Origin of the sequence: Roseococcus suduntuyensis (genome assembly GCF_014196305.1) — a bacterium.
In the GTDB taxonomy this organism is placed as follows: domain Bacteria; phylum Pseudomonadota; class Alphaproteobacteria; order Acetobacterales; family Acetobacteraceae; genus Roseococcus; species Roseococcus suduntuyensis.
Genome location: NZ_JACIDJ010000003.1, coordinates 250,058 through 270,760, shown reverse-complemented (window position 1 = coordinate 270,760; position 20,703 = coordinate 250,058). Strand labels below are relative to the sequence as shown.

General features: G+C 70.9%; 23 protein-coding genes. 7 read left to right on the top strand and 16 right to left on the bottom strand.

Annotation, left to right across the window (positions count from 1 at the left end):
* Position 1 precedes the first annotated feature (1 nt).
* The 9 genes from bchY to hisI form a co-directional block, all read right to left on the bottom strand.
* Positions 2–1,501, bottom strand: a complete 1,500-nt coding sequence (gene bchY, locus GGQ83_RS11395) for a chlorophyllide a reductase subunit Y (protein WP_184384020.1) — start codon at positions 1,499–1,501, stop codon at positions 2–4.
* 2 nt (positions 1,502–1,503) lie between these two features.
* On the bottom strand, positions 1,504–2,484 hold the full coding sequence (locus tag GGQ83_RS11390) for a chlorophyllide a reductase iron protein subunit X (protein WP_456315675.1): 981 nt from the start codon (positions 2,482–2,484) through the stop codon (positions 1,504–1,506).
* Positions 2,481–3,410: a chlorophyll synthesis pathway protein BchC gene (gene bchC, locus GGQ83_RS11385; protein ID WP_184384017.1), complete on the bottom strand. Its 930-nt coding sequence runs from the start codon at positions 3,408–3,410 to the stop codon at positions 2,481–2,483. Before bchC ends, GGQ83_RS11390 begins: the two co-directional genes overlap by 4 nt.
* A 96-nt stretch (positions 3,411–3,506) precedes the next feature.
* Complete coding sequence (locus GGQ83_RS11380) at positions 3,507–4,367, bottom strand: polyprenyl synthetase family protein (protein WP_184384015.1); 861 nt, start codon at positions 4,365–4,367, stop codon at positions 3,507–3,509.
* A gap of 95 nt (positions 4,368–4,462) precedes the next feature.
* Positions 4,463–5,572 (bottom strand): lipid-A-disaccharide synthase, encoded by a 1,110-nt coding sequence (gene lpxB / locus GGQ83_RS11375; protein WP_184384013.1) that lies wholly within the window; start codon positions 5,570–5,572, stop codon positions 4,463–4,465.
* The gene (locus tag GGQ83_RS11370) at positions 5,569–6,441 is read right to left on the bottom strand and encodes a carbon-nitrogen hydrolase family protein (protein ID WP_184384011.1); all 873 of its coding nucleotides are present in this window, start codon (positions 6,439–6,441) and stop codon (positions 5,569–5,571) included. Before GGQ83_RS11370 ends, lpxB begins: the two co-directional genes overlap by 4 nt.
* Entirely contained in the window at positions 6,438–7,028 is a 591-nt protein-coding gene (locus tag GGQ83_RS11365) for a GNAT family N-acetyltransferase (RefSeq protein ID WP_184384008.1), read from the bottom strand. Before GGQ83_RS11365 ends, GGQ83_RS11370 begins: the two co-directional genes overlap by 4 nt.
* Positions 7,025–8,005 (bottom strand): CobW family GTP-binding protein, encoded by a 981-nt coding sequence (locus GGQ83_RS11360; RefSeq protein ID WP_184384006.1) that lies wholly within the window; start codon positions 8,003–8,005, stop codon positions 7,025–7,027. The genes GGQ83_RS11365 and GGQ83_RS11360 overlap by 4 nt, the downstream gene beginning before the upstream one ends.
* Complete coding sequence (hisI, locus tag GGQ83_RS11355) at positions 8,002–8,427, bottom strand: phosphoribosyl-AMP cyclohydrolase (protein WP_184384005.1); 426 nt, start codon at positions 8,425–8,427, stop codon at positions 8,002–8,004. Before hisI ends, GGQ83_RS11360 begins: the two co-directional genes overlap by 4 nt.
* Positions 8,428–8,471: 44 nt before the next feature.
* On the opposite strand from hisI, the gene GGQ83_RS11350 reads away from it, so the two are divergent.
* Both GGQ83_RS11350 and GGQ83_RS11345 read left to right on the top strand, forming a co-directional pair.
* Positions 8,472–8,924, top strand: a complete 453-nt coding sequence (locus tag GGQ83_RS11350; protein WP_184384003.1) for a Fur family transcriptional regulator — start codon at positions 8,472–8,474, stop codon at positions 8,922–8,924.
* Positions 8,925–8,947: 23 nt separating this feature from the next.
* Positions 8,948–9,784: an NADPH-dependent oxidoreductase gene (locus GGQ83_RS11345; protein ID WP_184384001.1), complete on the top strand. Its 837-nt coding sequence runs from the start codon at positions 8,948–8,950 to the stop codon at positions 9,782–9,784.
* Here the strand turns inward: GGQ83_RS11345 and GGQ83_RS11340 are convergent.
* From GGQ83_RS11340 to GGQ83_RS11310, 7 genes are read right to left on the bottom strand one after another with little or no spacing between them, the layout of a single operon-like run.
* Entirely contained in the window at positions 9,777–10,313 is a 537-nt protein-coding gene (locus GGQ83_RS11340) for a carboxymuconolactone decarboxylase family protein (RefSeq protein WP_184383999.1), read from the bottom strand. The genes GGQ83_RS11345 and GGQ83_RS11340 overlap by 8 nt on opposite strands.
* Positions 10,313–11,974, bottom strand: a complete 1,662-nt coding sequence (locus tag GGQ83_RS11335) for an NTP transferase domain-containing protein (RefSeq protein WP_184383997.1) — start codon at positions 11,972–11,974, stop codon at positions 10,313–10,315. The genes GGQ83_RS11340 and GGQ83_RS11335 overlap by 1 nt, the downstream gene beginning before the upstream one ends.
* Entirely contained in the window at positions 11,971–12,645 is a 675-nt protein-coding gene (locus GGQ83_RS11330; protein ID WP_184383995.1) for an XdhC family protein, read from the bottom strand. Before GGQ83_RS11330 ends, GGQ83_RS11335 begins: the two co-directional genes overlap by 4 nt.
* Entirely contained in the window at positions 12,642–12,956 is a 315-nt protein-coding gene (locus GGQ83_RS11325; RefSeq protein WP_184383994.1) for an XdhC family protein, read from the bottom strand. The genes GGQ83_RS11330 and GGQ83_RS11325 overlap by 4 nt, the downstream gene beginning before the upstream one ends.
* On the bottom strand, positions 12,953–14,173 hold the full coding sequence (locus tag GGQ83_RS11320; RefSeq protein WP_311727914.1) for a VWA domain-containing protein: 1,221 nt from the start codon (positions 14,171–14,173) through the stop codon (positions 12,953–12,955). The genes GGQ83_RS11325 and GGQ83_RS11320 overlap by 4 nt, the downstream gene beginning before the upstream one ends.
* Positions 14,170–15,066, bottom strand: a complete 897-nt coding sequence (locus tag GGQ83_RS11315) for an AAA family ATPase (protein ID WP_184383992.1) — start codon at positions 15,064–15,066, stop codon at positions 14,170–14,172. The genes GGQ83_RS11320 and GGQ83_RS11315 overlap by 4 nt, the downstream gene beginning before the upstream one ends.
* Positions 15,063–15,683: a CoxG family protein gene (locus GGQ83_RS11310; protein ID WP_184383990.1), complete on the bottom strand. Its 621-nt coding sequence runs from the start codon at positions 15,681–15,683 to the stop codon at positions 15,063–15,065. Before GGQ83_RS11310 ends, GGQ83_RS11315 begins: the two co-directional genes overlap by 4 nt.
* A gap of 161 nt (positions 15,684–15,844) precedes the next feature.
* Between GGQ83_RS11310 and GGQ83_RS11305 the strand changes: the two genes are divergently transcribed.
* Genes GGQ83_RS11305 through GGQ83_RS11285 form a run of 5 tightly spaced genes read left to right on the top strand, consistent with a single transcriptional unit; the run spans position 15,845 to position 20,626 of the window.
* Positions 15,845–17,239 (top strand): sodium:proton antiporter, encoded by a 1,395-nt coding sequence (locus tag GGQ83_RS11305; protein WP_221223494.1) that lies wholly within the window; start codon positions 15,845–15,847, stop codon positions 17,237–17,239.
* 51 nt (positions 17,240–17,290) lie between these two features.
* Complete coding sequence (gene prpB, locus GGQ83_RS11300; protein ID WP_184383986.1) at positions 17,291–18,214, top strand: methylisocitrate lyase; 924 nt, start codon at positions 17,291–17,293, stop codon at positions 18,212–18,214.
* Positions 18,211–19,332, top strand: a complete 1,122-nt coding sequence (locus GGQ83_RS11295) for an arginase family protein (RefSeq protein WP_184383984.1) — start codon at positions 18,211–18,213, stop codon at positions 19,330–19,332. The genes prpB and GGQ83_RS11295 overlap by 4 nt, the downstream gene beginning before the upstream one ends.
* 8 nt (positions 19,333–19,340) lie before the next feature.
* Positions 19,341–19,817 (top strand): DUF192 domain-containing protein, encoded by a 477-nt coding sequence (locus tag GGQ83_RS11290; protein ID WP_184383982.1) that lies wholly within the window; start codon positions 19,341–19,343, stop codon positions 19,815–19,817.
* Positions 19,818–19,843: 26 nt separating this feature from the next.
* The gene (locus GGQ83_RS11285) at positions 19,844–20,626 is read left to right on the top strand and encodes an SDR family oxidoreductase (RefSeq protein ID WP_184383980.1); all 783 of its coding nucleotides are present in this window, start codon (positions 19,844–19,846) and stop codon (positions 20,624–20,626) included.
* Positions 20,627–20,703: the final 77 nt, after the last annotated feature.

Here is a 20,703-nt window from a genome sequence, read left to right as displayed (position 1 = left end):
CCTAGGTCCCCACCGCTTCGAGGGCCTTCGCCTGCGCGGCGCGCAGCTTGCGCTGGCGGTCGCGGAAACCGGGCGGGTCAATGGGCTTGCCGGCGAAGCCGTAGCCCGCGCCGTCGGGCGTGCCGACACCTTCGAAGAAGCTGACCATGCGGCCGAAGCGCTCGCGGCCCTTGGTCTGCGCGGCGACGATCCCGGCCATGGAGGCCGCGCCCGCGATGCCGAAGAGCGGCCGGGCGCTGACCATGTTGGTGAAGTAGAGGGCGGGCGTGCCCATCTCCTTCGCCTTCTGCACCAGCGGCGTGGTGCCGAGCGCGAGGTCGGGCTTGGCTTCCTTCATCGCGGCCAAATCCTGCTCCAGGCTCGCGCGATACTGCACGTGGCAGCCATGGGCCTTCAGCCAATACGCATCGGCCGCGGACCATTCGGTGCGCGGGCAGGCGGTGCCGACGTAGGGAACTTCGGCGCCGGCCTCGATCAGCAGGCGCGCCACCAGCAGCTCGCTGCCCTCATAGCCCGAGACGGTGATGCGCGCGTTCACGCTGTTCTTCGCCAGCACGCTGCGGATGGCGGGCAGCACGGCCTGGCGGGCGGCCTCGCGCTGGGCGGCGGGAACATCGGCGGCGAGACCGATGGCCTCGATCCAGTCGGCCGTGCCGTCCACACCCACGGGGCCCGAGCCCACCACCTGACGCCCGGCCGCACGGAACTCGCGCACGCTCGCCGTATAGAAGGGATGCAGGGCGGCGACGGCGGCGCAGTCCAGCGCCGCATACATGTCGCGCCATTCGCGGCAGGGCGCCTGCGCGCCGGCCACAAGGCCCATGGGCGCCAGGATCTGCCCGATGCCCACCGGATCGGCGGGGAACAGCTCTCCGATCAGGGTGATGCGCCGCGCATCCGTCATGTTGCGGGGGCGTGCCACGGGGCCGGCCTCGGCCTCGTTGCGGGCATAGCGCAGCATGGCACCGGCCAGCACGTCCTTGGCTTCCGCATGGGTCGGCACGCCGAAGCCCGGCACGTCAATGCCGATGATCCGCACGCCGTTGATCTCCTTGGGCAGGAGTTCCAGCGGTACGCCCGAGGCCGTGGGCACGCACAAATTCGTGATGACGACCGCGTCGTAATCCTCGGGCTTCGCCATCTGGTGCACCGCGTCGCGGATGTCCTCGAACAGCTTGCCCGTGACCAGCGTCTCGGAGTTGAAGGGCACATAGCCCACGGTGCGCTTCGCGCCGTAGAAGTGGCTGGTGAAGGTCAACCCATAGACGCAGCAGGCGCTGCCCGAGAGGATGGTCGCCACCCGCCGCATCCTGAGCCCCACACGGAGGCTGCCGAAGGCCGGGCACATGCTCTGCGGCTGGTCGTGCGGACCGCGCGGGTAGTCGCGCATGAGCTGGTCCATCACCGCCGTCTTGCCGGCGGCGCGCGCCGCGGCATCCAGCGTCTCGCGGCCGCCATGGCAGCCCGAGGCCTCCGTTGCGCGAGGGGGGAGGGTGTCCATCCTCAGGCGCCCTCGTACACCACTTCGAGGGAGGGCTTGTTCAGCACTTCGCTGCCGCACATGTCCTCCATGGTGGCCGGGTCGAGCACCACGCCGCGGCCCACCGCATCGCCCTTGAACAGGTTCAGCAGGTTCTCGTGCGTCAGCGGGTTGGGGCGCAGCGGCGGCGCTTCCGCCACCTGCACGCCCAGCGCCTCGAACAGCGGGGCCCATTGGCCGCCCGGGGTGCCCACGATCTCGTAGTTGGCGCTCTTGCGGCGGATGTCGTCATCGGCCGGGATGGCGGCGAGCACCGGAATGCCCACCGCGTCCGCGAAGGCCTGCGCCTCGCCCGTGCCGTCATCCTTGTTGATGACCAGGCCCGCCACGCCGACATTGCCGCCCAGCTTGCGGAAGTAGTCCACCGCCGAGCACACATTGTTCGCGACATAGAGCGACTGCAGGTCGTTCGAGCCGACGACGATCACCTTCTGGCACATGTCGCGCGCGATCGGCAGGCCGAAGCCGCCACAGACCACGTCGCCCAGGAAGTCGAGCAGCACGTAGTCGAAATCCCACTGGTGGAAGCCCAGCTTCTCCAGCAGCTCGAAGCCATGGATGATGCCGCGCCCGCCGCAGCCGCGGCCCACTTCCGGCCCGCCCAGCTCCATCGCGAAGACGCCGTCGCGCTTGAAGCAGACGTCGCCGATCTGCACCTGCTCACCGGCCGCCTTCTTCTTGGAGGAGGTCTCGATGATGGTGGGGCAGGAGCGCCCGCCGAACAGCAGCGAGGTGGTGTCGCTCTTCGGGTCGCAGCCGATGAGCAGCACGCGCTTGCCCTGCTGCGCCATCATGTAGCTGAGATTCGCGAGGGTGAAGGACTTCCCGATGCCCCCCTTGCCATAGATCGCGATGATCTGGGTTTGCTTCACGGCCGGCGGCGCCTCGATCGAGGCGGCGTCGTCGGAAGACGAAGGCTGCATGTTCCCGGACACAGCGTTCATTCGAACTTCCTCCAATCAAGAATCATCTTCAGGCATCGCGCATCGCCGAAGGCGGTGCGATAGGCATCGGGCGCCGTCGCCGCGGGTTCCCGATGGGTGATGAGACCGTCCAGCGAGAGCTTCCCCGACGCGACCAGCGCGTTCAGCGCGACCATGTCGGCCGGGTGCCACTCGGCGGCGATGCGGATGCGCGCCTCACGCATGAAGGCCGGCGCGAAGGCAAAGGAGAGGCGGTCATAGAAGCCCGCCAGCGTGATCTCGCCGCCCGAACGCAGCCGGCCGATCAACATGTCCAGGATGTTCGCATCGCCACTCGCGTCGCAGATGCGGCCGTAGTCGCGGCGGTTGTCGCGCTCGGCGTCCAGCACCTGGTAGCCCAGGGCATCCGCGGCACGGTCGGGGCTCGTCTCCCACACGACGGGGGCGGGGGCGCCGATGGCCAGCGTGATGCGCGCGAGCAGGCGCCCCAGCACGCCATGGCCGATGATGAGTTCCGGCGGATGCTCGGCGATGGCGTGGTAGGCGGTGGCGGCCAGCGCCAGCAGCACCGCGCGTTCGCCCAGCTCCTCGGCCACCGGGACCACGCGCTTGCCGGAGGAGACGAGGCGACCGGCGGCGCCGCCGAACAACCCGCGCACATCACGGAACCCGCGCGAGCCGGGAATGAACACCCGCGACCCCACCGCCTGGCCCGAGGCCGGGCCGGCCTGGACCACGCGGCCCACGCTCTCATAGCCGGGCACCAGGGGGTAACCCATGCCGGGGAAGTTCGGCATGCGGCCGGTGTAGAGAAGCTTCTCCGTGCCGGTGGAAATGCCCGACCACTCGACATCCACGACCACATCCTCATCGCCAGGCGCGACGAGGCCCACACGCTGCAGGCGCAGGTTTTCGGGTTCGGTGAGGATGATGGCGATCGTGTCCATTTGGACGGGACTTCCCCCAGGAAGGTGTTGGGTCACTGTAAGGTGACGATGACAGGTGTCAAGCAAAATGGACATATACCGTTGGTGGTGGGAAGGTCACATCGCCCCCGCGGGCAGGGTCTTGGGCAAAAGGCGGCGCGCGCCCTCGCGAATCAGGGCGCCCAGCCCCGCGCGGCCACGGCAGGGCGGCACGGCGGCGGCAGCCGCGTCGGCCAGCGCCTCGAGTCGCGCCACGGCACCGCGCAGCCCCAGCTCGCGCACGGCGCTGGGGCGGCCGAGGGCCGCGTCCTGGCCCACGGGCTTGCCCATTTCCTCGGCGGCCGAGATCGCGTCGCCGATGTCGTCGGCCACCTGGTAGGCCTCGCCCAGCCGTTCGCCGACCGCGCGCCATTCCTCGATGGGCCCGCCCGCCGCGGCCGCGCCCGCCATGCTGGCGCCGGCGAAAAGGGCGGCCGTCTTGGCGCGGTGGTAGGCCGAGACATCCACATGGGTCTCGCATTCCCAGGCCTGGCCCGCCACGATTCCCGTGGGTGTGCCGACCGAATCGGCGACGATGCGCATGATTTCGGCGAGGCGTTCCGGATGCCGGATGGGCGCGCGCAGCACGGTCTGGAAGGCGAGGACGATCAGCGCATCGCCCGCCAGCAGGGCCAGCGGCTCGCCGAAGGCGCGGTGGACGGAGAGTCGCCCGCGCCGTGTCGCCGCGTCGTCGAAGCAGGGCATGTCGTCATGCACGAGCGAGGCGCAGTGCATCAGCTCGATGGCCGCCGCCGCCGCCTCGGCCAGCGCCGGGTCATCGCCGCCACAGGCCTCGGCCGCGGCGAGGCACAGCCGCGGCCGCACCCGTGCCCCGCCGGGAAAGACGGCGTGCTGCATGGCCAGGTTCAAGAGGGGCGGCGTCGCCCCGGGGGCGAGGGCCGTGTGCAGGCTCCGCTCGATCCGCGCGGTGATGTCCATGGGGCGTCTCCCTTCCGAAGGGAGAGCATGACACTGTCAGCCCCTATGTGTCACGCGAAACTGACACAAGAAAATGTCCAATCGACAAGCGGGCCTTACATCATGCCCAGCACGGCTTCCGCCGCCGCCTCGCTGGGCAGGCCCTGGGCGGGGCTGAGGCGGGCCAGCGCCTCGGCGAAGCCCGCCCGCTGCGCCGCCGCCGCCTCACCGCCCGCGAGCAAGGGACGCAATGCCACTGCCAGCTTCTCGGGCGTGCAGTCCTGCTGGATGAACTCCGGCACCACCTCACGGTCGCAGAGCAGGTTCACGAGGCTCGCGAAGCGCACCCGCACCAGGCGCCGCGCGATGGCGGCCGTGATGGGGTTCACCCGATAGGCCACCACATGCGGCAGCCCGGCCACCGCCGCCTCGAGCGAGGAGGTGCCGGACTTGATCAGCCCGGCCGTCGCGGCCGCGAAGGCATCGGCCTTTTCCAACGGGCCACGGACGAAGCGGCAGGGGCGGCCGAAGCCGGCGGCCTTGGCCTTCACCTCCTCCGCCACGGTGCCGGCCAGGCCCAGCACCGGAACAACCTCCGGCGGCAGGGCGCGCAGCGTTTCGGCGAAGATGGGCAGTAACCGCCCCACCTCGCCGCGCCGGCTGCCGGGCATGACGATCAGCCCCGGCCCCTCCAGCGGGAAGCGGGCGGCATCGCCCTGCGCGGCCTCGCTCTCCAGGATGGGGTGGCCCACGAAGCTGACCGGGATGCCCGCGGCTTCGAACAGCGGCGCCTCGAAGGGCAGCAGCGCCAGGATGCGGTCCACCCGCTGCGCGATCTTCTTGACGCGTCCCGGCCGCCAGGCCCAGATCTGCGGCGCCACGTAATGCACCACCGGGATGCCAAGCGGCCGCACGCGGGCCGCGAGGCGCAAGTTGAAGCCCGGGCTGTCTATGGTCACCACGAGGCGCGGTCGGCGACGCGCGATGTCGGCCGCCGTCTCGTCGAGCCGCCGGGCCAGACGCCGCAGGCTGGGCAGCACCTCCAGCAAGCCCATCAAGGCCAGTTCGCGGATGGGGAACAGGGTTTCGAAGCCCTGCTCGGCCATGCGCTCCCCGCCCAGACCGGCGAATTCCAGATCGGGCGCGCGGGCGCGGAGTGCGGCTATCAGCCGCGCCCCCAGCACATCGCCTGAGGCCTCGCCGGCCGAGAGGTAGAGCAGCGTCATGCGAAGCCCAGGGGAGCGGGGTGTGGGATGGCGCCCGGCCAGTCGCTGTGGTTGCGCACCGCGCCATCGGCGCGCACCGCCTGAAGGCGCGCGGGGTCGAGATCGGCGAACACCAGCCCGGCCGCGTCCAGCACGCCCGCCGCCACCACGCCATCCGGCGCGAAGCCACGGTCCACGGGGCCGAAGACGCAGGCCGCGCCGTGGTTCTCGTCCAGCGCGGCCGAGGCCGCGAAGCCGCCCACCGTCGGCGCCACGGCCACGAAGCACTGGTTTTCCATGGCGCGCGCCTGCGCCGCGATTCGCACGCGGTGCCAGCCATGCAGCGTGTCGGTGCAGGAGGGCACCAGCACCAGCCAGGCGCCGGCCTCCACCTGCGCGCGCACCAGCGACGGGAATTCCGCGTCGTAGCAGATGGCAAGGCCCACCCGTCCCCAGGGCGTCTCGAAGACGCCGGGCGGGGCGCCGGCCGCGACGCCCCAGCGCTCGGCCTCGAAGCGGGTCATGCGGAACTTGTCCTGGAAGGCGATGCGCCCCTCGGGCGTGATCAGCGGCGCGCGGTTGATGATGCGCCCGCCCATCGCCACCGGCAGGGTGCCCGGCGCCAGCCATAGCCCGTGCCGCATGGACGCGCCGCGCATGGCCGCCAGGATGGCCTCGCTTGCCGCCACCATGGCGCGGAGTTCCGTGGCCTCATCCGCCTCGCGGTTGCCGGCCAGGGCGGCGCCCAGTTCCACGCAGGCATATTCCGCCGCCAGCAGCAGCTCCGCCCCGCCCGCGCGGGCCTGGCCGCACCAATGGTCGAGCTTGGCCGCATAGGCCGAGACATCGGCCAGTGGTTCCACGGGCCAGGCGAGGGTCGCGAGCCTCACGCCAACGCCTTCACCCAGAAGGCGAGGGTGTGCGGCGTCTCCCGGTCGTCGTCGTGTTCCCGCCAGCGCATCACGCAGGAGAGTTCCGGATGGTGGGTGTAGCCGCGCTTGCGCCAGAAGGCGTCGAGCGGCGTGTAGCCGGCCGGACGGCGCGGGTCGTTCGGGTTGCGGACCACGGCGCAGAAGGTCGCGATGCGAAGGCCCAGCGCGCGCGCATGCGCCTCGCGCGCCATGAAGAAGCCGACGCCGATGCCCTGGCCGCGATAGGAGGCGCGCAGCACGGATTCCCCGAAATAGCAGGTGGCGGCGGGATCGTGGCCCGAGCGCGCGAAGGCCTCGCGCACCTCGCCATGGGTTTCCACCATGGGCTGGCAGGTGGCCGCGCCCACGGCGGTGTCGCCGTCCAGCGCGACCACGATGGCGGCGCCGCGCCCCTCGGCATAGGTGGCGAGGTAGCGCGCCTCCTCCTCGCGGTCGCCGGCGTAGAGATAGGGGAACTCCGCGAAGACCTCCGTCCGCAGCGCGGCCAGCGAGGCGAGGTGCGGCCGCGCCGCCGTCCCCGCCAGGGTTTCGAGGCGCACCGTCATGCCGCGGCCTCCAGGAAGGCGCGCAACCCGTCCTCCACCACGCGCGGCTCCAGGTCGCGCAGGATGAAGACGAGGCGCGAGGACCGGTCATCCCCCGCCGGCCATTCCGCCAGGCGCTGCGGCGGGTGGAAGCTGTGCTGCACGCCGTGCATCACCACCGGGCCCGGCTCGCCCTTCAGGTTCAGGATGCCCTTCATGCGGAGCATGTGCTCACCCTGGGTCATGGCCATCATTTCCAGGTAGCTCGCCAACCCTTCCCAGGGCAGCGGCGCGTCGAAGCGCAGGCAAAGGGCGCGGATGCGCGCGTCATGCCGGTTCACGTCGTGGTGGTGATGGTGGTGATGGTGCCCCGCCGCCGCGATCCAGCCCGTGATGTCGGGCAGCTTGCCATCGGCGCCGAAGGGCCCGGCGTCGAGCAGTTCCTCGACCGTGGCCGTGCGCGCGTCCAGCATGGGCGCGACGGGGTTCAGCGCCGCCAGCCGCGCGCGCAGCGGCGCGGGGTCCGCCAGATCCGCCTTGCTGATCACCAGCCGATCCGCCACGGCCACCTGCCGCCGCGCCTCCTCCTGGGTGTCGAGCGTGGCCATGCCGGCCACCGCGTCCACCAGCGTCACCACGCCATCCAGGCGGTAGTCGCGCAGCAGCAGCGGGTCGCGCATCAGGGTGTGCAGGATGGGGGCGGGGTCGGCCAGGCCCGTCGTCTCGATCACCACGCGGCGGAATTCGCGCCCGCGCGCCGCGAGGTCACGCAGCGCGCGGGAAAGATCGCCCCGGATGGTGCAGCACAGGCAGCCCGAGGCCAGCAGCACCGAATCCTCCTCGGGTGCCACGATGAAGAGGTGGTCCAGCCCCACCTCCCCGAACTCGTTGATCAGCACGGCGGTGCCGGCCATGGCGGGGTCGTGCAGCAGGCGGTTCAGCAGCGTGGTCTTGCCCGCGCCCAGGAAGCCGGTCAGCAGCGTGACGGGGGTGCTCATGCGCCATAGAGCCTTTCGGGGCTGATGAGGGGTGCCATGATTTCGGAAAGCTCCCCCTCGCGCGGGGCCAGGTAGAAGCAGCTGCGGCGCCCGGTGTGGCAGGCCACGCCATGCTGGTGGACCAGCAGCAGGATGGTGTCGCCGTCGCAATCCAGGCGCAGGTCCCGCACCTCCTGGTGCTGGCCCGAGGTCTCGCCCTTGCGCCACAGCCCGCCGCGGCTGCGGCTGTAGTAGCAGGCGCGCCCGGTGGCGAGCGTCTCGTCCAGGGCCGCTTCGTTCATCCAGGCCATCATCAGCACCTCGCCCGTGTCGTGCTGCTGGGCGATGGCGGGGACGAGGCCGCGCATGTCGAAGCGCACGGCGGCCAGGATGCGGGCGCGCGCCGCCGGATCTGTCACGAGGGGGGAGGGGGTGTCCGTCATCGCCACACACTATATGTCAGAAGCGGAAGCGCGATGAGGGGCGGATGGAGCTGGACACCATGCTCGAACAGGCGGCGGCGCAATGCGCGAAGCGCGGCGCGCAGCTCACCCCGCTGCGCCGCCAGGTGCTGCGCCTGGTGCTGGAGGCCGAGCAGCCCGTGGGCGCCTATGCCCTGCTGGACCAGCTGAAGGCCCAGCGCGCCGGCGCGGCCCCGCCCACCGTCTATCGCGCGCTGGATTTCCTGCTGGAACAGGGGCTGATCCATAAGCTGGAGCGGCTGAACGCCTTCACCCCCTGCATCGAGGCCGGGCACGACCATGGCGCCCACAGCCACCCCCACCAGTTTCTGATCTGCCGCCGCTGCGGCACCACCACCGAACTCACCGACCATGAAGCCGCCCACGCCCTGGAGGCGGCCGCCGCCCGCGCGGGCTTCCGCGTGGAGCGCATGACGGTGGAGCTGGAAGGCCTCTGCGCCGCCTGCGCCAAGCCCTGAACGACCCCGAGAGAGAGACGAGCATGGACATCGCCACCCCGATCGCCACCACGAAGCAGGAGGCCCTGACCGCGCGCTATGGCGCCGCCACCCCCGCCGCCGGGCCGTGGAACGAGCATATCGCGCTGCTGCTCTCGCACCGCTCCATCCGCGGCTACCGGCCCGACGCGCCGCCCGCGGGCACGCTGGAGACGCTGGTCGCCGCCGCGCAATCGGCCGCCACCAGTTCCAACCTGCAGACCTGGTCGGTCGTCTCGGTGACGGACCCGGCCAAGCGCGCGGCGATGGCGAAGCTGGCCGGCAACCAGAAGCATATCGAGCAATGCCCCATCTTCCTGGTGTGGTGCGCCGACCTCTCGCGCAATGCCCGCATGGCGGAGGCGGAGGGCCGCGTGCTGGAAGGCCTGCCCTATCTGGAAAGTTTTTTGGTGGCGGCGATTGATGCCGCGCTCGCCGCGCAGAACGCCGTGGTGGCCGCGGAATCGCTGGGGCTGTCCACCGTCTATATCGGCGCGCTCCGCAACGACCCCGAGCAGGTGGCGCAGCTTGTCGCCCTGCCGCCGGGCGTCATGGGCGTCTTTGGCCTCTGCGTGGGCTATGCCGCCGAGGGTGTCGCGAATGAGGTGAAGCCGCGCCTGCCCCAGGCCAGCGTGCTGCACCACGACACCTATGCCACCGAGGGCGAGGCCAGCCTGCGCGCCGCCTATGATGGCGAGATGGCTGCCTTCTCCGCGCGCCAGGGCATGGACAACGACAACTGGTCGGGCCGCGTGCTGCAACGGATGGGCAGCATCCGCGCGCTGAACGGGCGCGACCGGCTGAAGGCGGCGGTGCGCGCCCTGGGCTTCCCGCTCAAGTAGCGGGCAGGGGATACCGGTCCAGATAGGGCCGGTATTCCGGCTCCACATCAATGGCGAGGCTGGCCAGCGTCCGCACCACGGCGCAGTAGAAGGCGCAGGTGAGGGTCAGCTCCACCATCCGGGCATCGCCCAATTCGGCCTGGAGGGCGGTGAAGGTCTCCTCCTCCATCCCGCCCGCGAAGACCTCCGCGGCACCTTGCAGGACGAGGCGCGCGAGGGGCTCCAGCCCCTCCCCACCCGCCATCAGGGCGCGGATGTCGGCATCGGTCACGCCGAACTCCATGCCGATCTTCACATGGTGCGACCACTCATAGGGCGAGCGCGCCAGCCAGCCGACCTGCAGGATGGCCAGCTCCCGCAGCCGCGCGTCCAGCGCCATGCCGTAGCGGATATGCTTGCCCATCCCCGAGAAGGCCCGCGCCATGCCCGGCGCGTTCACCAGCGCGCGGTGCAGGGTGATGGGCCGTGCCAGCAGCTCCTGGTCCTGGGGCGCCAGATCCGCGCGGTCGCGATAGGGGATGCGGGCCATCAGCCCTTCTCCTTCACCCGGCCGGCCTGGAAGCCCGGGCTGGCCCGCAGCGCCTCGGTCGTGTCGAAGTCGCGCAGCACGCCGTCATCGGCCACCTCGACCTCGACGAGGCGGTCGGCGTGGCGGCCCACCAGTTGCCGCGCGCCCACATCGCCCGTGATCTCCATCATCGCCGGCACGAATTCGCGCCCCCACAGCACCGGGTTGCCCTGCTTGCCGCGGAAGGTGGGCTGGACGATCGCGCGGCCCTCCTCCGGGTCGAAGGCGGAGACGAGGCGCTGGATCACGGAGGGCGTCACCAGCGGCATGTCGCCGAGTGCCACCAGCACGCCCTCGGCACCCTCGGGCAGGGCGGCGAGGCCGGCGCGCAGGCTGGCCGACAGCCCCTCCGCGTAATCCTCGGCATGGGCGAAGATGACGGGGCGGCCGGTCAGCGCCTCCTGCACCCGATCGCGCTCATGGCCGGTGACGACCAGCACCGGGCGCACGCCGCTTTCCAGCACGGAATCCACCACGCGGGCGATCATGGCCACACCTTGCGTGTCGGCCACCAGCAGCTTGTTCAGCGGCGCCATGCGGCGCGAACGTCCGGCGGCCAGAACCAGGCCCGCCACCTGGCGCGGCCGGCGCGGGGCGCGGGCGGGGGGAGGGGTTGTCGGCGCCTTCTCGCGCGGCAGGGGCCGCGTCTCGATCTCCTTGAGCAGGCCGCCCACGCCCATCGCCATGATGTCGCGCGCGCGGACGGGAATGCCGGCGAAGAGGCGCTGCAACACCCAGTCGAAGCCGTTCAGCTTGGGGCTGCGGGCGCAGCCGGGCAGGACCATGGCGGGGATGCCATCCACCTCGCCCAGGCAGATCAGGTTTCCGGGGTCCACCGGCATGCCGAAATGCTCGATGCGCCCGCCCGCCTTCACGATGGCGGCGGGGCCGACGTCGCGCCGGTCCACCGTGGCCGAGGCGCCGGCGATGAGCAGCATCTCCGCCCCCTGGCGCTTGAGGCGCGAGAGCGCATCGGCGGTGGGGCCGGCCTCGTGCCGCGCGCGCTCCACCGGCAGCAGCGTGCCCATCAGGGCCTCCACGCGGGCGCGGGTGACCTCCACCGCGCCCTCCATGGCGCTTTCCTTGACGCCCGGCAGCTCGGTCATCACCAGCCCCACCTTCATGGCGCGGTAGGGGTGCAGCGAAAGGGCCTGGCCGCCGCGCAGCAGCGCCTCGGCCACGGCCAGCGCCGGCCCCGGCACGGCGAAGGGGATGATCTTGATGGTGGCCAACATCTCCTTGGGGCTGACCTGGCTGTGGTTCGGCAGGGTCGCGATGGTGATGCTCTCATCGAGCGTGTTGAGCCGCTCGATCAGCGCGGCATCCAGAACCAGCAGCCCCGCACTCTCCGCCAGCAGGTTCACCCGCCCGGTGGCGGATTTGCTGCGCGCGATCAACGGGCGCAACGCCGCATCGGCGATGCGCGCCGCCGCCTCGTCCTCCGGCACGTCGCCCGGGGCCATGCGGGCGGCCACCACCTGGGGCTGCCCCGCGGCGCGCAGCGCGGCCACGGCGTCGGCGTCCAGCACCGTGCCCTTCTTCAGCACGCGGTCCTTGAGGCGGATGGTGTGGGCGAGGATGGCGCCCTCGGCCTCGTCCAGCGGCGTGAGTCCAAAAATCATTTGCCGCGCCTCCGCGCCACCACCTGCGCCATGATGGACAGCGCGATTTCAGGCGCCGTCACGGCGCCGATGTCCAGCCCCACCGGGGCCGCGATGCGGGCGATGGCGGCATCGCCATGGCCCAGTTCCTTCAGGCGGTCCACGCGCTTGGCATGGGTGCGCCGGCTGCCGAGTGCGCCCACGTAGAAGGCGGGGCTTTTCAGCGCCACGTCCAGCGCGGGGTCGTCCAGCTTGGGGTCATGCGTCAGCGTCACGATGGCCGTGCGCGTGTCGGGCGCCAGCGCCACCATCGCCTCGTCCGGCCAGTCATGGTTGAGCGCCACACCCGTGAAGCGTTCCTCGGTGGCGAAGGCCCGGCGCGGGTCCACGATGGTGACGGCAAAGCCCATGCCGGCGGCCATGGGCGCCAGCGCCTGCGCCACATGCACCGCGCCCACGATGACGAGGCGCAAGGGCGGGTTGTGCGGCTGGACGAACCAGGCCTCGCCCTCGCTCTCGATATTGGCGGTGCGGTCGGAATCCAGCGCCGCCTGCGCGGCCTCGGCCAGCGTTCCGGGCAGCGCCTCATCGGGCCAGAGGCATTGGTGGCCGTCCGAAAGGCGCGTCAGCACCACCACGGGGCGGCCGGCCGCGCGCGCCTTGCGCAGGCTGGCCAGCAAAGCGAGTTTCACGCCAGTTTCTCCACGAAGACCTTGAGCTTGCCGCCGCAGGCCAGCCCCACCTCCCAGGCGCGCTCATCGCTGATGCCGAAGTCGAGCAGCTGCGGCTGGCCGGTGCGCATCGTCTCCTGCGCCACTTCGGCCACCGCGCCCTCGATGCAGCCGCCCGAGACGCTGCCCGCCATCCGACCGGATGCGGTGACGACCAGCATGGACCCCGCCGGCCGCGGCGAGGAACCCCAGGTTTCCACCACCGTCGCGATGGCCACCTGCTCCCCCGCCTCGGCCCAGGCGGCGGCGGTTTCCAGCATGTCCTCGGTCATCGTCCGTGCTCCCGCTTGGGGGTTTCGCTCAGCGCATCCACCAGCGCCTTGAGGCTGGCGAGGTTGTGCACCGGGCGGAAGTCATGGACATGGGGCAGCATCGCCCGGATGCCCTGGGATTTGGGTTGGAAGCCCGCATAACGCAACAGCGGATTCAACCAGATCAGCCGCCGGCAGGAGCGTTGGAGCCGGTCCGTGGCCTCCGCCAGCCCCCGCCCGCCCTCGCGGTCCAGCCCGTCGGTGATCAGCAGCACCACGGCACCCTGGCCCAGCACGCGGCGGCCCCAATCCTGGTTGAAGCGTTCCAGCGCCTCGCCGATGCGCGTCCCGCCTGACCAGTCGGGGACGATGTGGCTGATCATCTCGAAGGCGATCTCGGGGTCCTTGTGGCGCAATTGCCGCGTGATGTTGGACAGCCTGGTGCCGAAGAGAAAGCTGTGGACCCGGTCGCGATCCGCCGTCACGGCGTGCATGAAGTGCAGCAGGATCTGCGCGTAGCGCGCCATGCTGCCCGAGATGTCGCAGATGGCGACGAGCGGCGGCGTGCGCTCCACCTGGCGGCGGCGGGCGATGGTCGCGATCTCGCCGCCCGTGCGGGTGGCCGCGCGGATGGTGGCGCGCACATCCACGCGCGGGCCCAACGGGTCGGGACGGAAGCGGCGGGTGGGGCGGGCGTCCAGCGGCAGAACGAGCTTGCGGATTTCCTGCTTGGCGGCGCTGATCTCGGCGGCGCTCATCGCCTCGAAATCCATCTGCTGCAGGCGTTCGCGTTCGGACACCGTCATGGAGGCGTCCAGCTCGCGCTTTTCCTCCTCCTCCGGAGGCGGGGGCTTGGGGCGGTCGCCCGCCATGGCCTCGGCGAGGCGCCGGCCGCCGGGCTTCGCGCGCTCCTCGGGCTTCTGGGCCTCCATCAGCGCCATCGCGGCCCCGGCGCGGGCGCGTTCCGGGTCGCGCCAGAACAGTTCGAAGGCGGCGTCGAAGATGTCGTTCTGCTCGTGCTTGCGCAGCAGCGTGGCCTTGAGCGCGGCGCGGAATCCCGCCCGGCTGTCCAGCCCCGCGATGGTTAGCGCCTCCATGGCCAGCAGCGCATCGCCGGGGCCCACCGAAAGCCCCGCCCGGCGCAGCAGGCGCACAAAGGCCTGGATGTTCGGCGCGAGCGCGGCCGCCGGCCTGAGCGGCGCCGGCGGAACCTGCATGGATTCGCGCGGCGGGATCACGCCCGCGCGCCTTCCTTCGCCTCCGCCACCAGTCGCGCCGCCTCCTCGCCGCGCAGCTTCGCGATGTCGTCCTGGTATTTCAGCAGCACGCCCAGCGTGGCGTTGACGGCCCCCGCCTCCAGTTCCCGCGCGTCGAGTGCCGCCAGGGCGTTGGCCCAATCAATGGTCTCGGCCACGCCGGGCAGCTTGTAGTAATCGCCCTGGCGCAGGCGCTGCACGAAAGCGACCACCTGGGCCGAGAGCGTCTCGGCCACATGCGGCGCGCGCAGCGCCAGGATGGCGCGTTCCCGCGCCGCGTCGGGGTAGTCCACCCAATGGTAGAGGCAACGCCGGCGGATGGCGTCATGCACCTCCCGCGTGCGGTTGGAGGTGATGATGACCACGGGCGGCGTGGCCGCATGGATGGTGCCGAGCTCGGGCACCGTGATCTGGAAGTCGCTCAGCACCTCCAGCAGGAAGGCCTCGAAGGGTTCGTCCGCGCGGTCCAGCTCGTCAATGAGCAGGACCGAGGGTTCGCCCTCCAGCGCGCGCAGCAGGGGCCGCGCCTCCAGGTAGCGGCGTTCGTAGATGGAGGCTTCCAGGTTCGCCGTCTCGCCCCGCGCCTCGGCCATGCGGATGGCCATGAGCTGGCGCGCATGGTTCCACTCATAGGCCGCGGCCGAGAGGTCCAGCCCGTCATAGCATTGCAGCCGCACCAGGCCGCGCGGCAGTTGCGCGGCCAGGACCTTCGCGATCTCGGTCTTGCCGGTGCCGGGCTCGCCCTCCAGGAAGAGGGGGCGGCCCATGCGCAGCGCCAGGTGGACGGTGGTGGCCAGCGCGGCATCCGCCACATAGCCGCCCGACGCGAGCAGCGCGGTGGTGGCCGCGACATCGGCGGGCAGCGTGGCGGTCACGTCAGGAAGATCAGGAACAGCACGAAGAGCATGCCGGCGCTGCCGATCCAGAAGACGAGAGGCATTCCAAGAAACTCCGAAGGGATGAGGGAGAAGACCGAGATCGCGGCGGGCGCGGGCGCGGGCGTCACGGCCGGGGCGGGTGCCGCGCCAGGCACGGCCGCGACCTGCACCTTGGGCTCCAGGTTCGCCTTGAAGCGGTCGAAGAACTGGTCGGCCATCTGCTTGGCGGTGCTGTCGATCAGCCGCGCGCCGAGCTGGGCCATCTTGCCGCCCACCTGCGCCTTCACACTGTAGCGCAGCAGGGTTTCGGTCGGGCCCACCTCGTCGAGATGGACATCGGCGCCGCCCTTGGCGAAGCCCATGGCGCCGCCATTGCCCTCGCCGGTGATGGTGTAGCTGGCCGGCGGGTTGAGGTTTTCGAGCTTCACCTTCGCCGAGAACTTGGCCGCCATCGGCCCGATCTTGATGGCCAGGCGGGCCGCAAGATCGGTCTCGGACAGTTTCTCGATGCTCTCGCAGCCCGGGATGGCGGCCTTCAGCGCCTCGGGGTCGTTCAGGGCCGCCCAGACCTCGGCGCGGGGCGCCTCGATCCGGCGCTCGCCGGACATTTCCATGGGATATCTCCTAAGCTTGTCGCGTTATTAGGGGCGGGGGCGCCCCCACGCAAACCCCCCGGCGCGCCGGGGGGTGTCCCAAGGGCTGGAAACCGTGGTCGTTCTGTTGACGCGCGGGGTTTTTTGGGGAAAGCCTTGGCCGCTTTTTCCAGGGGGTGGCCTTGCGTCCGGTTCTGATCGCGCTCTTGCTCGCCTGTGTCGTCACCCCCGCCCATGCCGCGTCCATAGATGGCAGCCAGATCGGATTGATCTGGGGCCTGCCCTTCGCGGGCATCCTGCTCTCCATCGCTCTGATGCCGCTGCTGGCGCCGCATTTCTGGCACCACCACTATGGCAAGGTGGCGGCCGCCTGGGGGGCGGCCTTCCTCATTCCCTTCGCCGCCATCTTCGGGGTGGGCGCCGCGGGCAATGAGGTCGCCTTCGTGCTGGTGGACGAGTACATCCCCTTCATCGTGCTGCTGCTGGCGCTCTACACCACGGGCGGCGGGGTGCTGCTGCGCGGCACGCTGGTGGGCACGCCGCTGACCAACACGGCCATCCTCGCCGTGGGCACCATCCTGGCCAGCATGATGGGCACCACGGGCGCGTCCATGCTGCTGATCCGCCCGTTGCTGCGCGCCAATGCGGACCGCACGCGCAAGGTGCACAGCTTCGTGTTCTTCATCTTCCTGGTGTCGAACATCGGCGGCAGCCTGACGCCCATCGGCGACCCGCCGCTCTATCTGGGCTTCCTGAAGGGCGTGTCCTTCTTCTGGCCCACCATCCACCTCTTCCTGCCCTTCGCCGTCTGCGCCGTGGTGCTGCTGGGCATCTACTTCCTGCTCGACAGCTGGCTCTACGCGAAGGAGCCGGTGAAGCCCGGCTTCGAGGGCGCGCGCGTGCGCCTGTCCATCGAGGGCTGGGTGAATGTGGGCCTGATCCTGGTCGTGGTGTTCGGCGTGCTGCTCCAGGGCATCTGGAGCCCCGGCACCACCACCGTGCTGGGCCAGACCGTGGGGATCGAGCGACTGGTCGCCATCGCCATCTTCCTGGGCGTCACCGCCGTCTCCATGCTGCTGACCTCCAAGACCCTGCGCGAGGCCAATGGCTTCACCTGGGGCGCCATGGCCGAGGTGGCGAAGCTGTTCGCCGCCATCTTCCTCTGCATGGGCCCGGTCATCGCCATCCTGAAGGCCGGCCCCGCGGGCGCCATGGCGCCGCTCGTGGCGCTGACCTCCGATGGCGCGGGCGCGCCCATCCCCTGGGTGTATTTCTGGCTGACCGGCGCGCTGTCGAGCTTCCTCGACAACGCACCCACCTACCTGGTCTTCTTCAACCTGGCGGGCGGTGATCCGCAATTCCTGATGACGCAGGGGGCGGCCACGCTCGCCGCCATCTCGGCCGGCGCGGTGTTCATGGGCGCCAACACCTATATCGGCAACGCGCCCAACTTCATGGTGAAGGCCATCGTCGAGGAGAACGGGGTGCGGATGCCCTCCTTCTTCGGCTATTTCGCCTGGGCCTGCCTCTTCCTGGTGCCGCTCTTCGTGCTGTGCACCTTCCTGTTCTTCATCTGATCGATTTCCCCCGCGTGATCCGGTGATCACGCCCAGACCGGAGCCCCGCCCATGCCCTATGTGATCGGCGCCGACCTCCCCGACCGCCCCGCCGGCGAGCGCTTCCGCGCCCTGCTGGACCGCCCGAACATCCTGCAGATGCCGGGCGCGCATCTGGGCCTGGCCGCGCTGCTGGCGCAGAAGCAGGGCTTCGAGGCGCTGTATCTCTCGGGTGCGGCCATGTCCGCCACCATGGGCCTGCCCGACCTCGGCATGATCACCGTCGAGGATGTGTGCTTCCACATCCGCCAGGTGGCCCGCGCCACCGGCATGCCCCTGCTGGTGGATGGCGACACCGGCTATGGCGAGGCGCTGAACGTCATGCACATGGTCCGCACCTTCGAGGATGCGGGGGCGGCCGCCGTGCATCTCGAAGACCAGCACCTGCCCAAGAAGTGCGGCCACCTGAACGACAAGAAGCTCGCCAGCGTGGAGGAGATGGCCGCCAAGGTCGCCGCCGCCCGCAAGGCGCGGCGCCACCTCTACGTCATCGCCCGCACCGACGCGGTGGCGAGCGAGGGCATGGAGGCCGCCGTGGACCGCGCCAAGCGTTATCTGGAAGCCGGCGCGGACGCCATCTTCCCCGAGGCGCTGGTCACCCGCGACATGTTCATCGAGTTCGCGCGCCGCATGCCGGGCGTGAAGCTGCTCGCCAACATGACCGAGTTCGGCCGCACCCCCTTCTTCACCGCGGCCGAGTTCGAATCCATGGGCTATTCCATGGTGATCTGGCCCGTCTCCCACCTGCGGATCGCGGCCAAGGCCTGGGAGAAGCTCTACGCCCAGATCGCGGCCGAGGGCGGCACCCAGGGGGCGCTCGACCGCATGCAGACGCGTGCCGAGCTCTACGCCACCATCCGCTACCATGAATACGAGGAGCTGGACGCGAGCCTGGTGCGGACCATCATCCCCGAGGGCATGCCGCAAAACAATTGAGCCCGCCGCTGCTGGTGGGCAGCGAGATCTACCGCCGCTCCACCTACGGCCCCAAGCACCCGCTGGCCATCCCGCGCGTCTCCACCACGCTCGACCTGATCCGGGCGCTGGGCTGGGTGGAGGAGGCGCAATACCGCGACAGCCCCATGGCGGATGTCGCGGCCCTCACGCGCTTCCACGACCCCGGCTATATCGCGGCCCTTCAACGCGCCGAGGAAGCGCAAGCTGTTAGCCCCGAAGACCGCGAGCGCTTCCGCATCGGCGCCGATGGCAACCCCGTCTATCGCGAGGTCTTCCGCCGCCCCGCCACCAGCGCGGGTGGCGTGCTGCTGGCCGCTGAGCTGACGCGCCATGGCGGCGTGGTGCATGTGCCGGGCGGCGGCACGCATCATGGCCGCCGCGATCGCGCGTCGGGCTTCTGCTATGTGAACGATGCGGTGCTGGGGCTGCTCGCCTGGATGGACCAGGGGCTGACGCGCCTCCTCTACCTCGACGTGGACGCGCATCACGGCGATGGCGTGCAGGATGCCTTCCAGGATGAGCCGCGCGTCATCACCGTCTCCATCCATGAGGGCGCGCGCTGGCCCTTTTCCGGCGTGGCCGAGGACGTGGCGGGCGGCCAGGCGTTGAACCTGCCCGTGCCCGCGGGCTTCCATGACACCGAGATGCGCGCCCTGCGCGAGGGCCTGATCGAACCCCTCATCGCCCGCCTGCGCCCTGAGGCCATCATGCTGCAATGCGGCTCGGACGCGCTGCTGGAGGACCCGCTGTCGCGCCTGGCCCTCTCCAACAACGCCCATCGCGACCTCGTGGCCTGCCTGCGCGGGGCCGCGCCGCGGCTGATGGTCCTGGGGGGAGGGGGCTACAACCCCTGGTCCGTGGCGCGCTGCTGGGCACTGGCCTGGGCGGAGCTGAACGGCATCGCCCCGCCGCTGCGCCTGCCGGAGGCGGCCGAATCCGTGCTGCGCGGCCTCAGCTTCCACCGCGCCGCCGGCCGCAACCCCGCGCCGCACTGGTTCACCACCCTGCTCGACGCCCCCCGCGAGGGCCCGGTGCGCGCGGAGGTGCGCGCCCTGCTCGCCCGGGGGCTGCCCGAAAGCCTCTTCGCCATGGCATGATGCGCGCCATGAAGAAGCGCCCCTTCCTGCTCGCCCTCCTGCTGGCCCCTTTCGCGGCGGTCGCGCAGCCCGGCGTGGACCGCCCCCAGCCACGCCTGCCCACGGAACCGCTGGTCATCGTCACCCGCGACGGCACCCGCCACACCTTCCGCACCGAGATGGCGCTGAGCCCGGACCAGCAGATGGTGGGCATGATGTTCCGCAGCAGCATGGAGCCCGATGAGGGCATGCTCTTCGACTGGGGCGCCCCGCGCGAAAGCTCCATGTGGATGCGCAACACGCTCATCTCGCTCGACATGGTGTTCATCCGCGCCGATGGCCGCATCCATCGCATCCATGAGCGCGCCACACCGCTGAGCCTCGCCACCATCGACAGCCGCGGCCCCGTGCGCGCGACGCTGGAATTGCAGGCGGGCGCCGCCGAACGCTTCGGGCTGCGCGTCGGCGATGTGGTCGAGCACCACATCTTCGGCACCGCCCGCTGAACTTCACCAACAAGGGAGAGTGAACCATGGACCTCGGCATCAAGGGCCGCAGCGCGATCGTCTGCGCGGCCAGCAAGGGCCTCGGCCGCGCCTGCGCGTTTGCATTGGCGGGCGAGGGCGTGCGCCTCGTCATCACCGCCCGCGGGCGTGAGGCGCTGGAGGCCACGGCGGCCGAAATCCGCGCCGCCACCGGCGCCGATGTGACGGCCGTCGCCGGCGACATCACCACCGAGGAAGGCCGCGCCGCCGCACTCGCCGCCTGCCCGGAGCCCGACATCCTCATCAACAACGCGGGCGGGCCGCCGCCGGGCGATTTCCGCGACTGGGAGCGCGACGCCTGGATCAAGGCGCTCGACGCCAACATGCTGACGCCGATCTTCCTGATCCGCTCGGTGGTGGATGGCATGATCGCGCGGCGTTTCGGGCGCATCGTGAACATCACCTCGGCCTCGGTGAAGGCGCCCATCCCGGCGCTGGGCATGAGCAATGGCGCGCGCGCGGGGCTGACGGGGTTCGTCGCGGGCCTGGCGCGCCAGGTGGCGGCGCACAACGTCACCATCAACGGGTTGCTGCCCGGCCCCTTCCTGACCGACCGGCTGCGCGGCAACGCCGTGGCCGCGGCGGCCAAGAGCGGCAAGACGGCGGAGGAGGAGTTGGCGGCCAATGCCGCGCGCAACCCCGCCGGACGCCTGGGCGACCCCGACGAATTCGGCCGCGCCTGCGCCTTCCTGTGCAGCGCGCAGGCGGGCTTCATCGTGGGGCAGAACCTCGTGATGGATGGCGGCGCGTTCAACTCGTCCATGGGCTGAGGCGACCACGCGGCGCGCGCACGGGTTCCACCCTTGTGCGCGCCAGACGCCGGGCCGGCGGCATCCGCGCGGGCGGG